This is a genomic window from Paraburkholderia terrae (assembly GCF_002902925.1).
Taxonomy (GTDB): Bacteria; Pseudomonadota; Gammaproteobacteria; order Burkholderiales; family Burkholderiaceae; genus Paraburkholderia; species Paraburkholderia terrae.
Window position 1 is genome coordinate 493,289 of sequence record NZ_CP026113.1, and the last position, 17,460, is coordinate 510,748.

Annotated in this window: 17 protein-coding genes; 13 read left to right on the plus strand and 4 right to left on the minus strand. The window is 62.3% G+C overall.

Features of this window, described 5'->3' with window-relative positions:
- Window positions 1–9: 9 nt before the first annotated feature.
- Window positions 10–1,647 (plus strand): gamma-glutamyltransferase family protein, encoded by a 1,638-nt coding sequence (locus tag C2L65_RS31970; RefSeq protein WP_042312909.1) that lies wholly within the window; start codon window positions 10–12, stop codon window positions 1,645–1,647.
- Between the two features lie 73 nt (window positions 1,648–1,720).
- On the opposite strand, the gene C2L65_RS31975 is transcribed toward C2L65_RS31970, so the two are convergent.
- Window positions 1,721–2,641: a response regulator gene (locus C2L65_RS31975; protein WP_042312865.1), complete on the minus strand. Its 921-nt coding sequence runs from the start codon at window positions 2,639–2,641 to the stop codon at window positions 1,721–1,723.
- Between the two features lie 215 nt (window positions 2,642–2,856).
- A complete protein-coding gene (locus C2L65_RS31980) occupies window positions 2,857–3,744 on the minus strand; it encodes a LysR family transcriptional regulator (RefSeq protein WP_042312863.1) in 888 nt (295 codons plus the stop codon).
- Between the two features lie 100 nt (window positions 3,745–3,844).
- On the opposite strand from C2L65_RS31980, the gene C2L65_RS31985 reads away from it, so the two are divergent.
- The 8 genes from C2L65_RS31985 (at window position 3,845) to C2L65_RS32020 (ending at window position 12,636) form a co-directional block, all read left to right on the plus strand.
- Window positions 3,845–5,149 (plus strand): CitMHS family transporter, encoded by a 1,305-nt coding sequence (locus C2L65_RS31985; RefSeq protein ID WP_042312860.1) that lies wholly within the window; start codon window positions 3,845–3,847, stop codon window positions 5,147–5,149.
- A gap of 24 nt (window positions 5,150–5,173) precedes the next feature.
- Window positions 5,174–6,532 carry an acyclic terpene utilization AtuA family protein gene (locus C2L65_RS31990; RefSeq protein WP_042312859.1) on the plus strand — a complete coding sequence of 453 codons (1,359 nt, stop codon included), beginning with the start codon at window positions 5,174–5,176 and terminating at the stop codon, window positions 6,530–6,532.
- A gap of 1 nt (window position 6,533) precedes the next feature.
- Window positions 6,534–6,845, plus strand: a complete 312-nt coding sequence (locus C2L65_RS31995) for an AtuA-related protein (RefSeq protein ID WP_007733629.1) — start codon at window positions 6,534–6,536, stop codon at window positions 6,843–6,845.
- A 240-nt stretch (window positions 6,846–7,085) separates the two neighbouring features.
- The gene (locus C2L65_RS32000; RefSeq protein WP_042312855.1) at window positions 7,086–8,102 is read left to right on the plus strand and encodes a VTT domain-containing protein; all 1,017 of its coding nucleotides are present in this window, start codon (window positions 7,086–7,088) and stop codon (window positions 8,100–8,102) included.
- A 294-nt stretch (window positions 8,103–8,396) separates the two neighbouring features.
- A complete protein-coding gene (locus tag C2L65_RS32005) occupies window positions 8,397–9,314 on the plus strand; it encodes a sterol desaturase family protein (RefSeq protein ID WP_042312853.1) in 918 nt (305 codons plus the stop codon).
- A 264-nt stretch (window positions 9,315–9,578) separates the two neighbouring features.
- On the plus strand, window positions 9,579–10,607 hold the full coding sequence (locus tag C2L65_RS32010; RefSeq protein ID WP_007733625.1) for an aldo/keto reductase: 1,029 nt from the start codon (window positions 9,579–9,581) through the stop codon (window positions 10,605–10,607).
- A 156-nt stretch (window positions 10,608–10,763) separates the two neighbouring features.
- Complete coding sequence (locus C2L65_RS32015; RefSeq protein WP_042312851.1) at window positions 10,764–11,168, plus strand: response regulator; 405 nt, start codon at window positions 10,764–10,766, stop codon at window positions 11,166–11,168.
- A gap of 307 nt (window positions 11,169–11,475) precedes the next feature.
- Window positions 11,476–12,636, plus strand: coding sequence for a porin (locus C2L65_RS32020; protein ID WP_042312850.1), 1,161 nt, complete (start codon window positions 11,476–11,478; stop codon window positions 12,634–12,636).
- Between the two features lie 24 nt (window positions 12,637–12,660).
- On the opposite strand, the gene C2L65_RS32025 is transcribed toward C2L65_RS32020, so the two are convergent.
- Window positions 12,661–13,833, minus strand: a complete 1,173-nt coding sequence (locus tag C2L65_RS32025) for a porin (protein ID WP_042312848.1) — start codon at window positions 13,831–13,833, stop codon at window positions 12,661–12,663.
- 200 nt (window positions 13,834–14,033) lie between these two features.
- Window positions 14,034–14,600, minus strand: a complete 567-nt coding sequence (locus tag C2L65_RS32030) for a TetR/AcrR family transcriptional regulator (RefSeq protein ID WP_233446695.1) — start codon at window positions 14,598–14,600, stop codon at window positions 14,034–14,036.
- A 172-nt stretch (window positions 14,601–14,772) separates the two neighbouring features.
- Between C2L65_RS32030 and C2L65_RS32035 the strand changes: the two genes are divergently transcribed.
- The 4 genes from C2L65_RS32035 (at window position 14,773) to C2L65_RS32050 (ending at window position 17,433) form a co-directional block, all read left to right on the plus strand.
- Complete coding sequence (locus C2L65_RS32035) at window positions 14,773–15,261, plus strand: DinB family protein (protein ID WP_042312842.1); 489 nt, start codon at window positions 14,773–14,775, stop codon at window positions 15,259–15,261.
- Window positions 15,262–15,403: 142 nt separating this feature from the next.
- Window positions 15,404–16,285 carry an RNA polymerase sigma-70 factor gene (locus tag C2L65_RS32040; protein WP_042312839.1) on the plus strand — a complete coding sequence of 294 codons (882 nt, stop codon included), beginning with the start codon at window positions 15,404–15,406 and terminating at the stop codon, window positions 16,283–16,285.
- Between the two features lie 197 nt (window positions 16,286–16,482).
- The gene (locus C2L65_RS32045; RefSeq protein ID WP_042312907.1) at window positions 16,483–16,962 is read left to right on the plus strand and encodes a carboxymuconolactone decarboxylase family protein; all 480 of its coding nucleotides are present in this window, start codon (window positions 16,483–16,485) and stop codon (window positions 16,960–16,962) included.
- Between the two features lie 63 nt (window positions 16,963–17,025).
- Window positions 17,026–17,433, plus strand: coding sequence for a cupin domain-containing protein (locus C2L65_RS32050; protein ID WP_042312837.1), 408 nt, complete (start codon window positions 17,026–17,028; stop codon window positions 17,431–17,433).
- Window positions 17,434–17,460 lie beyond the last annotated feature (27 nt).

Sequence of the window (17,460 nt, forward strand, 5' to 3'; positions counted from 1 at the left end):
AGTGACAACATGACAAGCTTCAACTGGCAGAACCCGTATCCCACGCTGCGCATGCCCGTGTTTGCGCGCAACATCGTCTCGACTTCGCAGCCGCTCGCCGCGCAGGCCGGCTTGCGCATGCTGTGGAAAGGCGGCAATGCCGTCGATGCCGCGATCGCGGCCGCCGCGGCGATCACCGTCGTCGAGCCTGTGTCGAACGGCCTGGGCAGCGATGCATTCGCGCTCGTGTGGGACGGCAAGAAGCTGCATGGGTTGAATGCTTCGGGCGTCTCGCCCGCCGCATGGAACGTCGATTACTTCAAGCGCAAATACGGCGAGAACAACGGCGTCGCCACGCAACCCGTGCGGGGCTGGGATACCGTCACGGTGCCGGGCGCAATCGCAGGCTGGGAAGCGCTGCACAAGAAGTTCGGCTCGCTGCCGTTCGCCGACCTGATGGAGCCCGCCATCGAGATCGCCGAACGCGGCCACGCGGTGGCAAGCGTCGTCGCACGCAAGTGGGCGGCCGCCGTGCCCGAGCTGAAGAACCAGCCGGGTTTCGCCGATGCCTTCATGCCGCACGGCCGCGCGCCCGAAGTCAGCGAACTGATCCGCATGCCAGGCCACGCGAAGACCCTGCGCCTGCTCGCGGAAAAAGGCCCGCGCGCTTACTACGAAGGCGAAATCGCCGAGCGTATCGCGGCGTTTGCGCGTGAATACGGCGGCGCGATGACATTCGACGATCTGCGCAACTATCAGCCCGAATGGGTCGAGCCGATCGGCAAGGACTATCGCGGCTACACGGTACACGAGATTCCGCCGAACGGGCAGGGCATCGCCGCGTTGATCGCGCTCGGCATACTCGAACAGTTCGACGTGGCTTCGCTGAAGCTCGACGGCATCGAATCGCAGCACTTGCAGATTGAAGCGATGAAGCTCGCCTTCGCTGACGTCTACCGCTACGTCGCAGATCCGCGTTCGATGGAAGTGACGCCTGAGCAGATGCTCGATGACGCCTATCTGAAATCGCGCGCGAAGCTGATCGACCCGAAGCGCGCGACGCAGTTCGACTTCGGCATGCCGAAGACGGGCGGCACGATCTATATGTCGGCGGCCGACGAGCGCGGCATGATGGTCAGCTTTATCCAGTCGAACTACATGGGTTTCGGCTCGGGCTGTGTCGTGCCTGGTATGGGCATCTCGCTGCAAAACCGCGGCTGCGGGTTTTCGATGGACCCGAAGTCGCCGAATGTCGTCGAAGGCGGCAAGCGGCCGTTCCACACGATCATCCCGGCGTTCCTCACGCAGCAGGTGGATGGCCAGCAGGAAGCGGTGATGAGCTTCGGCGTGATGGGCGGCGACATGCAGCCGCAAGGCCATTTGCAGACCGTCGTGCGGATGCTCGACTACGGCCAGCAGCCGCAGGCCGCGTGCGACGCGCCGCGCTGGAAGGTCAACCGCGACTTCTCGATCGATATCGAGCACACGCTCGATCCGCGCACCGCGCGCGAACTCGAAGGCCTCGGCCACACGATCAAGTCGATCGACGACCCGTATATGGATTTCGGCTCCGGCCAGTTCATCTGGAAGCTCGACCGCAACGAGCCGGATCGTGGCTATGTCGCTGCGAGCGACAGCCGGCGCGACGGTCTCGCAGCAGGGTTCTGAGCGAGCGCTCGCGGCGTGCCGTGAAGCGTGGAACGACGGCAAAAGCGCGAGAGCGCCTTCGCCGCCGTTCCGCTCAATCAGGCACCGTCCCTTCGCCGTCCTTGCGTTCAACGCGCCGTGCGGCTTTCTCCACGGCGAGCCAGTATTCGCGCATCGCGCCGATCCGCCTCTGGTCCGCATGCACCGACGCCATCGCATGCTTCACGCGCGCCTTGAGCACGGTGGGTTGCGCGTGATTCAGCACGCTGTCGGCGAGGCCGTTCAGCAGCGCACGTTCATAGTCGGCGTTGTCACTGGCCGCGCCGTCCGTCATCAACAGCACGGGCACGCCTTCGAGCCGCGGCTCTTTCTTCAACGCCGCGCATAGCTGCAAGCCGCTTGTGTCGGGCAACGCGGCGTCCACGAGGATCACGGTCGGCAGGCTGTGCAGCGCGCGTTCGAGACCTTGCGCGCCCGTCGTCGCCGACGTGCAGCGGCCCAGATCGTGCAGCAGGTCTTGCAAACGGTTCAACCGGCCGGGATCGCTGTCGACGACCAGAATGTTGTCCGGCAACGCGCCGAGCGTGGGAGGCAGGAACAGACCGGCGCGAAAGCTTTCCGACTGGTTCAGGATCTTCAGCCGCTTGCGCAGCTGCGTCTCGACGCGCGCGCGCAATTGGGTTGCGTTCAGCGGCTTCGTCACGTAATCGGCTGCTCCGAGCCGGAACGCGTCGATTTCGAGCGCGGGCGCGTCGTGGCTCGTGACGAAGATCACCGGGATTTTCGCGAGTTCGCTGTCGGCCTTCAGAATTTCGCAGAAGTCGAAGCCCGTCATGCCGGGCATGCTCGCGTCGAGCAGAATCAGGTCGGGCGTGGATTGCCGCGCAAGCAACAAGCCCATTTCGCCCGACAGCGCAAAGCGCCGTTCTCCGTAATCAGAAAGCATATCGCTCATGATGCGCACGGTCGCGACGTCGTCGTCGACGATCAGGAGCTTGAACTTGTACGCTGACATGTGATGCGTAACGCCTCGGAATGAATGCCGAACGCGGCGCTCGTCGACGCCGCTTGCGATGCAGGGTGCTACCGCTTGCCGAACTCAAGAGTAGGCGGAGATGCATAAAACGGGCAATAGCGATTTCCCGGTAAGGTTGCGATTGCACAATGCGTCCAATCGACTCACGACGTCATGTGACGCGCGCATGTCAAGTGTTCGGATTTTTCCGGCGATCACTTCATGCGTTTCGCGATCAGTGTCACGAAGTCTTCGGCGACGCGGGGCAAGGTGCGTCCACGCTTCTTGATCAGCGCGATGGGCCGCACGAACGAAGGATCGTCGATGGGTCTTGCGATCAGATCCTGTTCGGCCAGCACCTCGCGGGCCGTCGCGGGCAGGATCGTCACGCCGAGCCCGCCGCGCACCATCGCGACGGCCGTCATCATGTAGGTCGGCTCGCAGGCGATCTCGGGCGCGCAGCCGGCCTGCTCGAGTGCCGCATCGACGACGCTGCGAACGCTCGTGCCTTGCGCCGTCAGCACGAGCGGCGATGCGGCGACATCGACGACCGACACGCGGCGCTTGCGGGCCAGCGCATGGTCTTTCGGGCACACCACCACGAGCCGGTCGGCGCCTTCGACCAGCACTTCGAGCGCCGCGTCGAAGGTATCGCCGCCCGTCAGGCCGATATCCGCCTCTTCATTCCGCACGAGCGCATTCACCGTACTCGCGACCACGTCGCGAATCTGGAACTGCGCCTGCGGCACGCGCTTTCTGAACATCTGGATCAGATCGGGCAGCGCGCTCGCCGCGAACGTCGGCAGACACGCGAGGCGCACGGTGCCGCTCGATCCCTCACCGAGCGCGCGGGCGTCGCGCAGCACGCGTTCCATGTCGTCGAGCGAGCGCTGCAGCAGAGGCAGCAGTTCGCGGCCCGTTTGCGTGAGCGCGACCGAGCGGCTATTGCGGTCGAACAGCCGTGCGCCGACGGTCTCTTCGAGCCGCCGTATCTGCACGGTGAGCGCCGGCTGTGACAGATGCAGCCGGGCGGCGGCGCGCGTGAAATTGCCCGCGTGAGCGACCGTGACGAATGCGCGGATGTCGCGAAGATTCAGATCCATAACAGTTCGTGATTGCTGCGATCAAATCATTTCAATTGTGTTATTGCTGCGCCGAACTTACGCTCGAAGCCATTAAAAGACAAGACCTGGAGACACGCACATGCTGCCTTTACTGGGGCTCATCACCATCGCCGTATTGCTCGGCGCCATTCTGTCGAAGCGCATGTCGCCGCTCGTCGCGCTGATCATCGTGCCGATTGCGGCGTCGCTGATCGGCGGCTTCGGGCTGCAGACCAGCAAGTTCGTCGTCGACGGGTTGAAGAACCTGGCGCCCGTGGTCGGCATGTTCGTGTTCGCGATCCTGTATTTCGGCACGATCACCGACGCTGGCACGCTCGATCCCATCATCGACCGGATTCTGCGGGCCGTCGGCACGCGGCCGACGCGCATCGTGATGGGCACGACGCTGCTCGCGCTGCTGATCCATCTGGACGGCTCGGGCGCGGTCTGCTTTCTCGTCACGATTCCGGCGATGCTGCCGCTCTACGAGCGCCTGCAGATGGACAAGCGTGTGCTGGCGGCGGCAGTATCGCTGGCGGCGGGCATCAACTTCCTGCCGTGGACGGGGCCGATGATCCGCGCGTCCGCGTCGCTGCACCTGCCCGTCTCGGCGCTGTTCAATCCGTTGATTCCTGTGCAGGCGATCGGCCTCGTGTTCGTGTTCGGCACGGCGTACTGGCTGGGGCGGCGCGAAGAGAAGCGGCTCGGTGTGTTGGGCGCCGCTGGCGGGATTCCGATGCCGCAACGCGAACTTACACCCGAAGAGCAGGCGCTGCGCCGCCCGCAGAACTTCTGGTTCAACATCGTGCTGACGGTGATCGTGCTCGGCACGATGGTCGTGATGGGCGAGAAGATTCCGCCCGCGATCATGTTCATGGTCGGTTTGTGCATCGCGCTGATGGTCAACTATCCGAACGTCGACATGCAACGCAAGCGCATCGATGCCCACGCACGCGCCGCGCTGATGATGGCGGGCATTCTGCTCGCAGCCGGCGTGTTCACGGGAGTCATGCAGGGCAGCGGCATGCTGAAAGCGATGGCGCAGGCGGCCGTCGGCTTCGTGCCGCCCGGCATGGCGGGTCACATTCCCGTCGTGCTCGGCCTGCTTTCGATGCCGCTCAGCATGCTGTTCGATCCCGATTCGTTCTATTTCGGCGTGCTGCCCGTGATCGCCGAAGTGGCGGGGCAACTCGGCGTGCCGTCCGTGCAGGTCGGCCAGGCGGCGCTGCTCGGCCAGATGACGACGGGCTTTCCCGTCAGCCCGTTGACGCCCGCGACGTTTCTCGTGGTCGGCCTGTGCGGGATCGAACTCGCCGAGCATCAGAAGTTCACGTTCCCGCTGCTGTTCGGCGCGTCGATCGTGATGACGATCGCGTGCGTCGTGCTGGGTATTTTTTCGTTGTGAGTTTTAGCAGAGGGTGGTGCGGCAATGACAGCAAATCAGCACGAACGACGTGTCAGGCTCGGAGCCGGCGCAGGTTACTCGGGCGACCGGATCGAGCCCGCCGTCGAACTGGCGGAGCACGGCCAGCTCGACTTTCTTGTATTCGAGTGCCTGGCTGAGCGGACCATCGCGATCGCGCAGCAGGCGAAACGCAAAGATCCGCAACTCGGCTACGACCCGCTGCTCGAAGCGCGCATGCGCGCCGTGCTGCCCGTTGCCGCGCGCAACGGCGTGCGGATCATCTCGAACATGGGCGCGGCCAATCCGTATGCGGCTGCGCGCAAGACAGCGCAGATCGCGCAGTCGCTCGGTCTGGACGGCCTGAAGATCGCGGCCGTGAGCGGCGACGACGTGCTCGACGTCGTGCTGCAAGGCCAGTTCCGCTTCGAGGAATCGGGCGATGACGTCGCGGCGTATCGCGAGCGCATCGTGTCGGCGAATGCCTATCTGGGCGCGGCGCCCATCGTCGCCGCGCTCGATGCGGGCGCCGATATCGTGCTGACCGGGCGCGTCGCCGATCCGTCCTTGTTCACGGCGCCGCTGATCCACGCGTTCGGCTGGCGCATGGACGACTGGACGACGCTCGGCCAGGCGACTGTCGTCGGGCATCTGCTCGAATGCGCGGGGCAGATCACGGGCGGCTATTTCGCCGATCCCGGCTACAAGGACGTGCCGAATCTTGCGCGGCTCGGTTTCCCGATCGGCGAAGTCACGGCGGACGGGGCGGTCACGATTTCGAAAGTGCCGCACGCGGGAGGCCGCGTTAGCGCGGCGACCTGCAAGGAACAACTGATCTACGAGATTCACGACCCGGCCCGCTATCTGCAACCGGATGTGGTCGCCGATTTCACGCAAGTCGAAGTTGCGGAAGAAGCGATGGACCGCGTGCGGGTGACGGGCGGCAAGGGGACGGCGCGCACGGACACGCTGAAGGTGTCGGTGGCATATGCGGACGGCTATATCGGCGAAGGGCAGATTTCGTACGGCGGGCCGGGCGCCGTCACGCGCGCGCGGCTCGCGCTCGACATCGTGCGTGAACGGCTGGCGCTGACGGGCGTCGCCGCGAGCGAACTGCGCTTTGATCTGATCGGCGTCGATTCGCTATATGGCGAGACGGCCGCCGCCGAGCGAGCCGAGCCGTACGAAGTGCGCGTGCGCGTCGCCGGACGCACGGCCACGGCTGAGGAAGCGCTGCGCATCGGCAACGAAGTCGAAACGCTTTATACGAACGGACCGGCGGGCGGCGGCGGCGTCACGAAATCGACACGCGAGGTGCTCGCGGTGCAATCCGTGCTGCTGCCGCGCGACGATGTGAAGCCGGCATTTGCTTTCGTGGAGGCTTGACATGCAATTACGCGAACTCGCGCATTCACGCACGGGCGACAAGGGCAATACGCTGAATGTGTCGGTGATTTGTCACGATCCGCGTCACTACGAGCATCTACGCGCTCATCTGAGCGCCGCGCACGTGAAGGCGTGGCTCGCCGATTTCGTGCATGGCGAAGTGACGCGCCATGAATTGCCGCGCCTCGCGGCGTTCAATTTCGTGCTGCGCGATGCGCTCGGCGGCGGCGTCACGCGCTCGCTCGCGCTCGATGCGCACGGCAAGTCGGTCAGTTCCGCGCTGCTCGGCATGACGGTGCCCGACCCGGATTGACACGGGAGCGGCAAGCGGTTTCACGGAATTGACCGTGAAATCCGTTACTTTTTGCATGGAAGGACAGGCGGCGCGTTGTACGGCAGGAACACGTCCTCGCGCAATCCCGTCTAGAATCGCCGGGCGTCGCTTGCTGGCCGGGTTCGTTTTCGGCTTCAGCAACTGCGACGCGCAACGCCGTTTCGACGGGCGTCGTTCAGCGAGAACGCCGCCCGCACCATGCTTTAAAGGACCGCTGTCGTGTGGCATTTCCCCACCGCTATCCCCGCTTCGCTCGGCCCGTGGGCCGTGTTTCTCAGCGTGCTGGTCACGCAACTCGGCGTGCCCGTGCCGGCCGCGCCGATGCTGATGCTCGCCGGGACGATGGCGGCGATGGGGCAGGTGTCGTACGCGGGCGTGTTCTGCGCGGCCGTCGGCGCGACGCTGCTCGCCGATTCGATGTGGTTCTTCGTCGGGCGCGTGCGCGGCCGGCGGCTGCTGAACGGGCTCGTGCGCTTTTCGCTGTCGCTCGATACGACGCTGCGCACGGCGCGCGGCGTCTTCGAGCGGCATGGCGCGCCGATTCTCACGCTCGCCAAGTTCCTGCCCGGCCTCGGCCTGATTTCGGCACCGCTGCTCGGCACGACGGCGATTGCGACCAGCGTGTTTCTGTTCTGGGATGCCGTCGGCGCGTCGCTGTGGACGGGCGCGTATCTGCTCGGCGGCGCGGCGCTGCATGACGAGATCGTGCAGGCGATGCTGCTGGTGCGGCACAACGGCGGCACGATCTTCGACGCATTCGCGGCGATCTGCGTGACGGTGTTGCTGTACCGCTGGGTGCGGCGCGTGCAATTCCGGCGCTTGCTCGCTAAGACGCGTATCAGCCCCGAGCAGCTCGACACGATGATGCGTTCGGACGCGCCGCCGCTGGTCTTCGACGCACGGCCGCGCAGCGTGCGCGAACAAGAGGCTTACCGGATCGCGGGCGCCTATCCGCTCGATCTCGACTCGCCGGACAAGCTGGACGCCGTGCTGCTCGCGCATCCCATCGTCGTGTATTGCGTCTGTCCGAGCGAGGCGACGGCGCGGCGCATCATCGAGCAGTTGCATCGCAAGGGCATTCGGCACGCGCACGCGTTGAAGGGCGGTCTGGATGCGTGGGAGAAACGCGGCTATCCCGTCGAACCGCTGCCCGCCGATTTCTACACGTCGCTGGAACGGCTGGCGGTCGCGGTGCCGGAAGGCGAATACACGGTGCGCGCGACGATGGCGGGCTGAGGCTTCGGCGAATCGTTGTCGTTGTGATTGCAGCGATTCACCTTTGAGTAGCACGACCGTTCGCAACACGGCAATCGCTGCAATTTTTCCCCTTCCGTGGCCATTTTCCGAGTCTCGCAAAAACCCCCGAAAGCCCCGTCCCACAAGGCGCCGGGCGCCATGACATAGGGTGAAATAACTTCCGCATAGCCTGTAACGACGGCCATCACTACAGTGCGCATATCGGATGCGATGCACTGACTGATCCAACCCACCGCAGACGATACCTCCCGCCACAACCGTTATGGCATCGTCATGGAACACTTCGGAAAACTCCCTCTCTACGCTTCGGCCGTCATCGTATTCGTGTCGTTGATCGAAGCAGTCGTGCTCAGCAGAAAAAACCGCAGCACCGCGACACCGTTCGCGTGGTACGAAGTCTGGATTTCGCTGTTCGACCTGGTCGGACGCAAGCTGCTCGCGTTGTTGCCGCTCTCGCTCGCGACGCCGGTTTTCGCGCTCGCGTGGGACCATCGCCTCTTCACTGTGTCGATCAATAGCGCGGTGATGGTGTTCGCGCTCTTCATCGGACAGGAGTTCTGCTACTACTGGTATCACCGCGCATCGCACCGTATGCGCTTCTTCTGGGCCACGCATGCCGTGCATCACTCGCCGAACCAGCTGACGCTTTCCACGGCCTATCGGCTCGGCGTGACAGGCAAGCTGACGGGCTCGGCCATGTTCTTCACGCCGCTCGTGTTCCTCGGCGTGCGCCCTGAAGTCGTGCTGCTGACGCTCTACATGAACCTGCTGTACCAGTTCTGGCTGCATACGACGTGGGTGCCGAAGCTCGGCTGGCTCGAGTATGTGTTCAACACGCCGTCCGCGCACCGTGTGCATCACGCTTCGAATGTCGAGTACCTCGATGCGAACTACGGCGGCGTGCTGATCATCTTCGACCGTCTGTTCGGCACCTATGTCGAAGAACGCGCCGAAGAACCCTGCCGCTACGGTCTCGTCACGCCGACCACATCACGCAATCCGTTCGTCGTCGAGTTCGAACACTGGGCCACGCTGATTCGCGATGTCGTCACGGCGAAGAGTGTGTGGATCGCGATCAATCACGTGATCCAACCGCCGGGCTGGCTGCCCGACGGCGGCGGCGAAACGACGGAAGAGCTGCGCCGCAAGAGCAAGCCGGTGCATAGTGAGGTCGAGACAGTCAACGGTTGAGGCAGCTTAGAGAAGCGGGGCGCGCAGTGAGATGCGCGCCCCGTTTGTTTTTGCAATTCGGATCAGGCGCTGCGCTTGCTCATCTCTTTCGTATGCATGTATTCATTCTGGATATTCGCATGCTTCTTCTTTCAATTGAATGACGTCGGCCGACACGCCTGCACGCCACGGGCCAATGGGGTAGTCTATGGACCTGACCTTTGCGCTCGCATCGAAGCTTGCGAGCGGTCAGCATCATTCAACCGATTCATCAATGAGGCCAACATGGAATATCGTCACCTGGGCGCGTCTGGATTCAAGGTACCCGTACTCAGCTTCGGCACGGGCACGTTCGGCGGCAAAGGCGAATTCTTTCAGGCGTGGGGCGCGACGGATGTCGCCGAAGCACGCAAGCTCATCGATGTCTGTCTCGACGCAGGCGTCACGATGTTCGACACCGCTGACATCTATTCGAACGGCTCATCGGAATCGATTCTCGGCGAGGCATTGAAAGGGCGTCGCGACAAGACCATCATCTCGACGAAGGCCACGTTTCGCTTCGATGAAAACGATCCGAATGCCGTGGGCTCGTCGCGTTTCCACCTGATCCAGGCAGTCGATGCCGCGCTCAAGCGTCTGCAAACCGACTATATCGATCTATTCCAGTTGCATGGCTTCGACGCGAAGACGCCCGTGGAAGAAACGCTCTCCACGTTGAACGATCTCGTGCGCGCGGGCAAGATCCGCTACACGGGCGTGTCGAATTTCTCGGGTTGGCATCTGCAAAAATCGCTCGATGTCGCGGACCGTTATGGTTATCCGCGATATGTGGCGAACCAGACCTATTACTCGCTGATCGGGCGCGACTACGAATGGGAACTGATGCCGCTCGGCATTGACCAAGGTGTGGGCGCTGTCGTATGGAGTCCGCTGGGCTGGGGCCGTTTGACGGGCAAGATCCGTCGTGGCCAGCCGCTGCCGGACCAGAGCCGCTTGCACAAGACAGCCGACATGGGTCCGCCCGTGCCTGAGGAGTATCTGTATCGCGTCGTGGATGCACTGGATGCGATCGCCGAAGAAACGGGCAAGACGATTCCGCAGATCGCGTTGAACTGGCTGCTGCAACGGCCCACGGTTTCGACGGTGCTGATTGGCGCGCGCAACGAGGAACAATTGCGTCAGAACCTCGGCGCGGTGGGCTGGAATCTCACGCAAGAGCAGGTCGCGAAGCTCGATGAAGCGAGCAAGGTCCGGCCGGCGTACCCGTACTGGCATCAGGAAGGATTCGCGGAACGCAATCCGTTCCCCGTGTGAGTTGAGTTGCATCGTAGGGCCGGCGCATCATCGGGTTCGAAACGGAACGCGGCGCCGGCTTTCGGTTTCCTTCGACAGCAATGTATCCAGGCGCGCTTGAACGTCACGAAGCGGACGCGAGCGCAGTGCATCGAATGGTCATGAGCGAGGCCAGATATGCCGACAGTGCTGCTTGTAGATGATGACGTTGAAACGCTGGACGCATGGCAAGGCGTGTGCGAAGCGCATGGCTATGCGACCTGTCTCGCCGAAGATGGGCGCGCCGCGCTGGATATGCTGCGCGAGCGCGATGTGGATGTCGTCGTCGCGGACTGGCGGATGCCCGTGATGTCGGGCAGCGTGCTGTGCCATCACGTGCGCAACGAGCAGAACCTCGCGGAGATCGTGTTCATTCTCGTATCGGGCGAGCCGAGCCCGCCCGCGTTCGTCTATTACGACGGCTTTTTGCGCAAGCCGCTCGCCCCTACGGATCTGCTGTCGGCAATGGACCGGCTGTTGCTCGAACGCGCCGCCGATGGTCGTCGCAGACGAAACATTTCTTCCGCGCCGAAGAACGGATAGCCAGTCCGTGCTAACCACGTGCAATGCGTGGTTAGCTTGCAATACGCTTTTCGCCTTTGAGCACGCGTCTGTGCTCTTCCTGTTAGCCAATCACAAAAGTACTTTTATCTGTCTGAAAGTAATCCGGCATCGGCATGCGTTGCTTTTGCGTTGCACGACTGCGCCGTTCGGCGCCGGATATTTTTGACACTCCTATGATGAAGACGCTGCTGAGTCTGGCGCGTGCGAGGTTGCCAAACCATCGTCCGTTCTTTTATGATCGCGCGCCCAAAAACTCTTCACAGCTACATCACGGAGCCAAACCAACATGAAGAAATCTTTACTCGCCCTCGCAACACTCGGTGTTTTTACCGCTTCCGCGCATGCGCAAAGCAGCGTGACGCTCTATGGTCTTATCGACACTGGGCTCGTGTACACCAATAACCAGCAGGGGCACAGCAACTGGCAGATGGTGAGCAGCTCGACGCAGAACACGGTCTTCGGGCTCAAGGGCTCGGAAGATCTTGGCGGCGGCTTGCATGCCGTGTTCAAGCTCGAGCAGGGTTTCTTGCTGAACAACGGCGCGCAGGCATTTTCGGGCAGTGCCTTCGGTTCGCAGGCGTGGGTCGGCCTTCAAAGTGATCCGTACGGCACATTGACGTTCGGCCGGCAGTTCGACGCAATGAACGATCTTGTCGGGCCGCTGACAGCCGAGTTCAACACGTGGGGCGGCAGCATGGCCGCGCATCCGTTCGAGAACGACAACCTCGCTGCGAACTCCGTCGTGATCAACAACTCGGTCAAGTACACCAGTCCGACGTGGAGCGGCGTCACGCTCGAAACGATGTATAGCTTCAGCAACAAGGCAGGCGACTTCGCGAACAATCGCTCGTATGGCTTCGGCGTGTCGTATGCGATGGGCCCCGTCAATCTCGCTGCGGGATACCTGCAGTTCAACAATGCGGGCAACGGCAGCGGCGCGACCACGTCGTCGGATACGAGCGCGAACTTTATCGCGGAACGGCAGCGCATCTGGTCGGTGGGCGGCAATTACACGTTTGGCCCGGCGACGGTCGGTCTCGTGTGGAGCCATTCGCAGATCGACAACGCGGCGGGCGTGTTCTCGTTCGGTACGGGCACCTATCTCGGTGCGAACGATTCGTCCGCGGGAACGTTGGCCGGTTCGTTGCGACTGGATAACTACGAGGTGAATGCGAAATACGCGCTGACGCCTGCGTTGAGCGTGTCGGGCGCATACACGTACACGCACGGGGCATACAACGGCTCGTCGCCGGGATGGAATACGGCAATGCTGCAAACGGACTATGCGCTCAGCAAGCGCACCGACTTCTACCTTGAAGGCGTCTATCAGGGCGTGCATGGCGCACCGACGGGTTCGGTGCTCTCGCACGCGATGATCAACACGCTGTCGCCTTCGTCGACGGATACGCAGGTTGCCGTGACGGTCGGCCTGCGTCACGCGTTCTGATTCGTGTGACGTAGCGGACGGGCGCTAGAACAGATGCCGTAAGCCAACGCGTACGGCAAGCTGCGAATTGGCGCCCGTCCCCGAGTTGCCGATGAAACTCGAACTCGCACCGATCTCCGCCTGAACGGGCACCTCATGCCCGTTGACGACGTTGCTGCCCGATGCCTTCTGATAAATGGTAAGTGCATAGACGTCGGTTCGTTTCGACAGTGCATAGTCGACGAAGCTGTTCACCTGATGCCATTTGCCGCTGAACTCGCCGCTCAGATCGGAGAACGTGTAGCCGAGTCCGCCGCTGACTGCGTTCGTGAACGCATACTTTCCGCCCACTTCATAGTTGTTCACTGTCGATTCACGCGACGCGATCTGCGTGAGTTGCGTATGCGTCCAGTTGCCCCACACCTTGCCGCGCCCAATCAGATAGCTGCTGCCGATGCCGAAGGTGCGCAGATCGCGCAGCGGCCCCGTATTGATGTTCGCGATGTTGGCCGTGAATGCCGGCGTCGCGCTGCCGGGAAAGCGGATGTCGGTGTACGCCGCGCCGATCGCGAACGGACCGGGTGTGTAGTTGACGCCAGTGCTAAATGTTCTCGACGAACCTTGAGTCGTCGTGGTGCTCGTGGTCGTGGTAGGTGAACCCGAGAACGCGCCCGCCTGATCCGAAAAGCCGTAGAGCACGCCGAAGGTCAGGCCATTGAAGTTCGCGCTGCTGAACTTGACCGAGTTGTTGATGCGGCTCGATGTCAACTGATCCAGATCGTTGATGTGATAAGCGTAGTTGCCGGCCGGCGTTTCGTGGCCCATCGCGTAGTTGTGGATGTAGTCTCTGGACAGCGAGTACTGGCGGCCGAATGTCAGCGAGCCAACGCCGTTCTTGTTCAATCCGACCCAGGCTTGTCGTCCGAACAGCGCGCCGCCTTGCGAGATCGTGCCGTCGCCGGAATTAAAACCGCCTTCGAGTGTGAAGATGGCCGAGAGGCCGCCGCCGAGATCTTCCTTGCCGCGAATGCCCCAGCGGCTGCCTTGCGCGACGCCGTCGGCATATCGGACGAGAGAACTATGTCCGGTAGACGTGGCGACATGGTTCGCATAGGTGATGCCTGTATCGATCAATCCATAGAGCGTCACGCTGCTTTGCGCGTGCGCGACGGAACCGATCAGGCTTAATGCCGCAGTGGCAACAGTTCTTTTTAACATCCAAATTCCAGTCACTAAAAGTGTTCGACGATCGATCTCTGTTCGATATGTCGACGGGAATATAACGGATGGCGAAAAATTTGTCGCAAGGCAAAGCGGATGAGCACTTCAATGCGTGCCGTGCATTTTCTAAAGCAACTGCAGTTGAAGAAAACGTATCTGCGGCGGAAGCGCTATATGCCCGAGAGGAGAGGAAAACCCTATTGGAGATATCGAACGATAAGCAGCGTAGTCTCGTCGACGAGCGCGCCAAACGCTTCGTCAGTGAGGCGATCGGCATGATGCACGACGGCCGTATGCGTCAGTGCCTCTATCGACGTCACGCACACGAACGTCGCAAGCCCAAGGTCCATTGGGCGGAACTCATCGCGATGAGCATCGAGATAGCCTCTGAACAGCGCATACGTTTCTCCGCCTAAAAGCGCCGATTCTTCCGTTCCGCCCGTGCGCGGAATCTGCTCGGCGAGCACGCGGTGCAGTTCCGGATCGATGCGGTGCGCCTCGATGGCGGCGAGCACGAGCCTGCGCACTGCCTGTTCCATCGGTAGCGCGGTGACTTCAGCTAGCGTCTCACGGACAACCTGCATGAGTTCCTCGCCGTGACGCTTAACGACAGCCGCGACAAGCGCCTCTTTGCTTGGAAAGTACTGATACAACGAGCCGACGCTCACGCCCGCCTTTTCAGCGATTCGGTTGGTGCTGGCCTTGTCGAAGCCGCCCTTCACGAGAATGCGAGCGGTTGCTTCGATCAGGGCATCGACCGTCACGCGTGATCTTTGCTGAGACGCGTGTTTTCTGGGTTTCGTGAGCGGTTTTCGCGCCATTTTTCCGCGCTCCTAATGCGAGTAGGTAATACGAGCAGTCGCTCGTATTATGCATCTTGTGATTCGAATCGCAATGTCGAAACCAATCAGGATCAACGCGAAAAGGAGAGGTCACATGGCGTGTCAGTCATACTCGCAACTCGTTGCAATCAAACGATGGGCCGATCGCGGACTCTGCGATGTTGTGAGCCGAGACTTCGATAAGTTAAGCAAAGAAGATGCTTTGCTCATGCTTCGTATCCTCGACCATATCCATGCGGTCGACCGGATTTTTCAGCATCATCTGCAGGGCGTGCCGCATGCGTTTCAGGCGCCGCGATCGGCAAACATGCCGGAACTCAGCGCGCTTGTAGACGGCATCAGGGAAACCGACGACTGGTACGCGTCATACGTGGACGCGATGACGGAGCACGGCTTCGAACAGCCTGTCGATTTCGTCTTCACCAGCGGAAAGCCCGCGCGCATGCGGCGCGGCGAGATCGTTCTGCATGTCTGTCTGCATGGCACCTATCATCGCGGCAACGCGGGCGCGCTTCTTCAACTGAGAGGCCTCACGCCGAGCCGCGATGCGATCACGGACTTCCTGGAAGACACAGCGGCTTGATCTGTCTGCCCGATTCTTCATATCAACCATGCCCCATCTACCATCCTCGTAGCGCATCCATGGCAAACTTCGGTTTTGCCATCTCTGCTCTGTCACGCCTCGCCCCTTTCCAGTTGCTGGGAAGGGGCAGGACACACACTCTATGGACGCCGACGCCCTCGCCTTCAACCAGCTTCGCCCGCGCCTGCAGAAAATCGCCTACCGGATGCTCAGTTCCGTCGCCGAAGCTGAGGACATCGTGCAGGACGTCTGGCTGCGCTGGCATGCAGCCGACCACGCGAGCATCGACAACGCCGAAGCGTGGCTCGTCTCCGTCACGACGCGCATGTCCATCGACCGTCTGCGCGCCGCCAAGATCCAGCGCGAGCACTACACGGGCATCTGGTTGCCCGAGCCCGAGATCAGCGACTCGCCCGCGACACCGGAGGAGATGACCGAGCGCGCCGACGACGTGTCCGTCGCGTTCCTGATGCTGCTCGAACGGCTCACGCCCGAAGCGCGCGCTGCGTTCCTGCTGCGCGAAGTCTTCGACGCGGACTACGACGAGGTTGCCGATGCGATCGGCAAGACGGAGTCCGCATGCCGTCAGCTGGTGAGCCGCGCGAAGGCGCAACTGCGCGACGAGCGCCCGCGTTATGCCGTGCCGCGCGAGAAGCATCGCCAGTTGTTGCAGAGCTTTGCGCAGGCGCTCGCGAGCGCGGACTTCCATGCCATCAATGCATTCCTCGCCGAAGACGCAACCCTGATCGGCGATGGCGGCGGCAAGGTGACGAGCTTCCCGAAGCCGATGGTGGGTGGCCGGCGCATCGCACAGCTTTTCTACGCGGCATTGCGACGTTTTCCGGACGGGGTTCATGTCAAGCTCGTGACGCTCAACGGTCAGAGCGCACTGTTGCGCTATATCGAAGGCAAACTCGAATCGGCGATGTCATTCGAAACGGACGGCGAGCGCATCGTCAGCATTCACGTCCAACGCAATCCCGACAAGCTGGCGCGCATCGCCGCCGCATACGGCGAACCCTGAGCGCGCTGCGCGCCGCTGCGATCACTCCGCCCGCCAGCGTCTGACGGCGGGATTGGTGCCGGATGGGCAACACCGTGAGCCCGTCCGCAGGTCTACCGCTGCGCGCGTCACGAACCTACCATGGCGACGTGCGGTTCACCACCGCGAACGGCATCCGTCCCGCACGGATGCATCCGTCATCGTCGCCAGGAGAAGTCATGACTCAGCGTATCAACTACTTTCACCAATCGCCCGAGCTATCGAAGAAGTTCATCGAACTCAGCAACCTGCTGAAAGACTGCGCGATCGAAGAACCGATCCGCGATCTCGTCAACATCCGCGCTTCGCAGATCAACGGTTGCGGCTTTTGCCTCGACATGCACGTGAAGGAAGCGACCATTCACGGCGAGCGCGCGCTGCGCGTCCATCATGTGGCGATCTGGCGCGAGTCGACGCTGTTCTCGCCGCGCGAACGTGCCGCGCTCGCGTGGACGGAAGTGCTGACCACCTTGCCCGAGCACGGCGTGCCCGACGATATCTACGAGCGCGTGCGCGGCCAGTTCTCGGAAAAGGAACTGTCGGACCTGACATTCGAAGTCATGGCCATCAACGCCTGGAACCGCGCGAACGTGGCGTTCAAGTTCGTGCCGGGATCGTCCGACAAGGCGTTCGGCCTCGACAAGGCGAACCTCGCCTGAGCCGGGGCGCCGTTCTTGTTCAACCTCGGCCTGTACGGGCCGCGTCCATGTGAGGAGCGCATCATGTTTCGCTCGAAGAGAACTATCGCAGCCCTGCTCGTCATGGCGGGCGCGTTGACCCAACAGGCCCGCGCCGAGCCGCCGCAAGCCATCGTGACACCCGTCATGACCAAGCCGCTCGACGACTATCCCGGCAAGGAAGCGTTGATGATCCTCGTCGAATATCCGCCTGGCGCCGTGGACCCGGTGCATCGGCATAATGCGCACGGCTTCATCTACGTGCTGGAAGGGTCGATCGTGATGCAGGTCAGGGGCGGCAAGGAAGTCACGCTGACGCCGGGCCAGTCCTTCTATGAAGGACCGAACGATGTCCACACGGTGGGCCACAACGCGAGCCAGACGAAGCCGGCGAAGTTCCTCGTGCTGCTGCTGAAGGACAAGGGCGCGCCCGTGCTGGTGCCGGAGAAGTAAGGCGCGCGAGCGGCCTCACGCGTGGCC

What these genes read in the sequence shown, in the direction of transcription:
- C2L65_RS32040 (WP_042312839.1), top strand. Translation starts at nt 15,404, where the DNA reads ATGGACGCCGACGCCCTCGCCTTCAACCAGCTTCGCCCGCGCCTGCAG.
- C2L65_RS32010 (WP_007733625.1), top strand. Translation starts at nt 9,579, where the DNA reads ATGGAATATCGTCACCTGGGCGCGTCTGGATTCAAGGTACCCGTACTC.
- C2L65_RS32005 (WP_042312853.1), top strand. Translation starts at nt 8,397, where the DNA reads ATGGAACACTTCGGAAAACTCCCTCTCTACGCTTCGGCCGTCATCGTA.
- C2L65_RS32050 (WP_042312837.1), top strand. Translation starts at nt 17,026, where the DNA reads ATGTTTCGCTCGAAGAGAACTATCGCAGCCCTGCTCGTCATGGCGGGC.
- C2L65_RS31995 (WP_007733629.1), top strand. Translation starts at nt 6,534, where the DNA reads ATGCAATTACGCGAACTCGCGCATTCACGCACGGGCGACAAGGGCAAT.
- C2L65_RS32025 (WP_042312848.1), bottom strand. Translation starts at nt 13,833, where the DNA reads ATGTTAAAAAGAACTGTTGCCACTGCGGCATTAAGCCTGATCGGTTCC.
- C2L65_RS31975 (WP_042312865.1), bottom strand. Translation starts at nt 2,641, where the DNA reads ATGTCAGCGTACAAGTTCAAGCTCCTGATCGTCGACGACGACGTCGCG.
- C2L65_RS31970 (WP_042312909.1), top strand. Translation starts at nt 10, where the DNA reads ATGACAAGCTTCAACTGGCAGAACCCGTATCCCACGCTGCGCATGCCC.
- C2L65_RS32020 (WP_042312850.1), top strand. Translation starts at nt 11,476, where the DNA reads ATGAAGAAATCTTTACTCGCCCTCGCAACACTCGGTGTTTTTACCGCT.
- C2L65_RS32035 (WP_042312842.1), top strand. Translation starts at nt 14,773, where the DNA reads ATGGCGTGTCAGTCATACTCGCAACTCGTTGCAATCAAACGATGGGCC.
- C2L65_RS31985 (WP_042312860.1), top strand. Translation starts at nt 3,845, where the DNA reads ATGCTGCCTTTACTGGGGCTCATCACCATCGCCGTATTGCTCGGCGCC.
- C2L65_RS31990 (WP_042312859.1), top strand. Translation starts at nt 5,174, where the DNA reads ATGACAGCAAATCAGCACGAACGACGTGTCAGGCTCGGAGCCGGCGCA.
- C2L65_RS31980 (WP_042312863.1), bottom strand. Translation starts at nt 3,744, where the DNA reads ATGGATCTGAATCTTCGCGACATCCGCGCATTCGTCACGGTCGCTCAC.
- C2L65_RS32015 (WP_042312851.1), top strand. Translation starts at nt 10,764, where the DNA reads ATGCCGACAGTGCTGCTTGTAGATGATGACGTTGAAACGCTGGACGCA.
- C2L65_RS32045 (WP_042312907.1), top strand. Translation starts at nt 16,483, where the DNA reads ATGACTCAGCGTATCAACTACTTTCACCAATCGCCCGAGCTATCGAAG.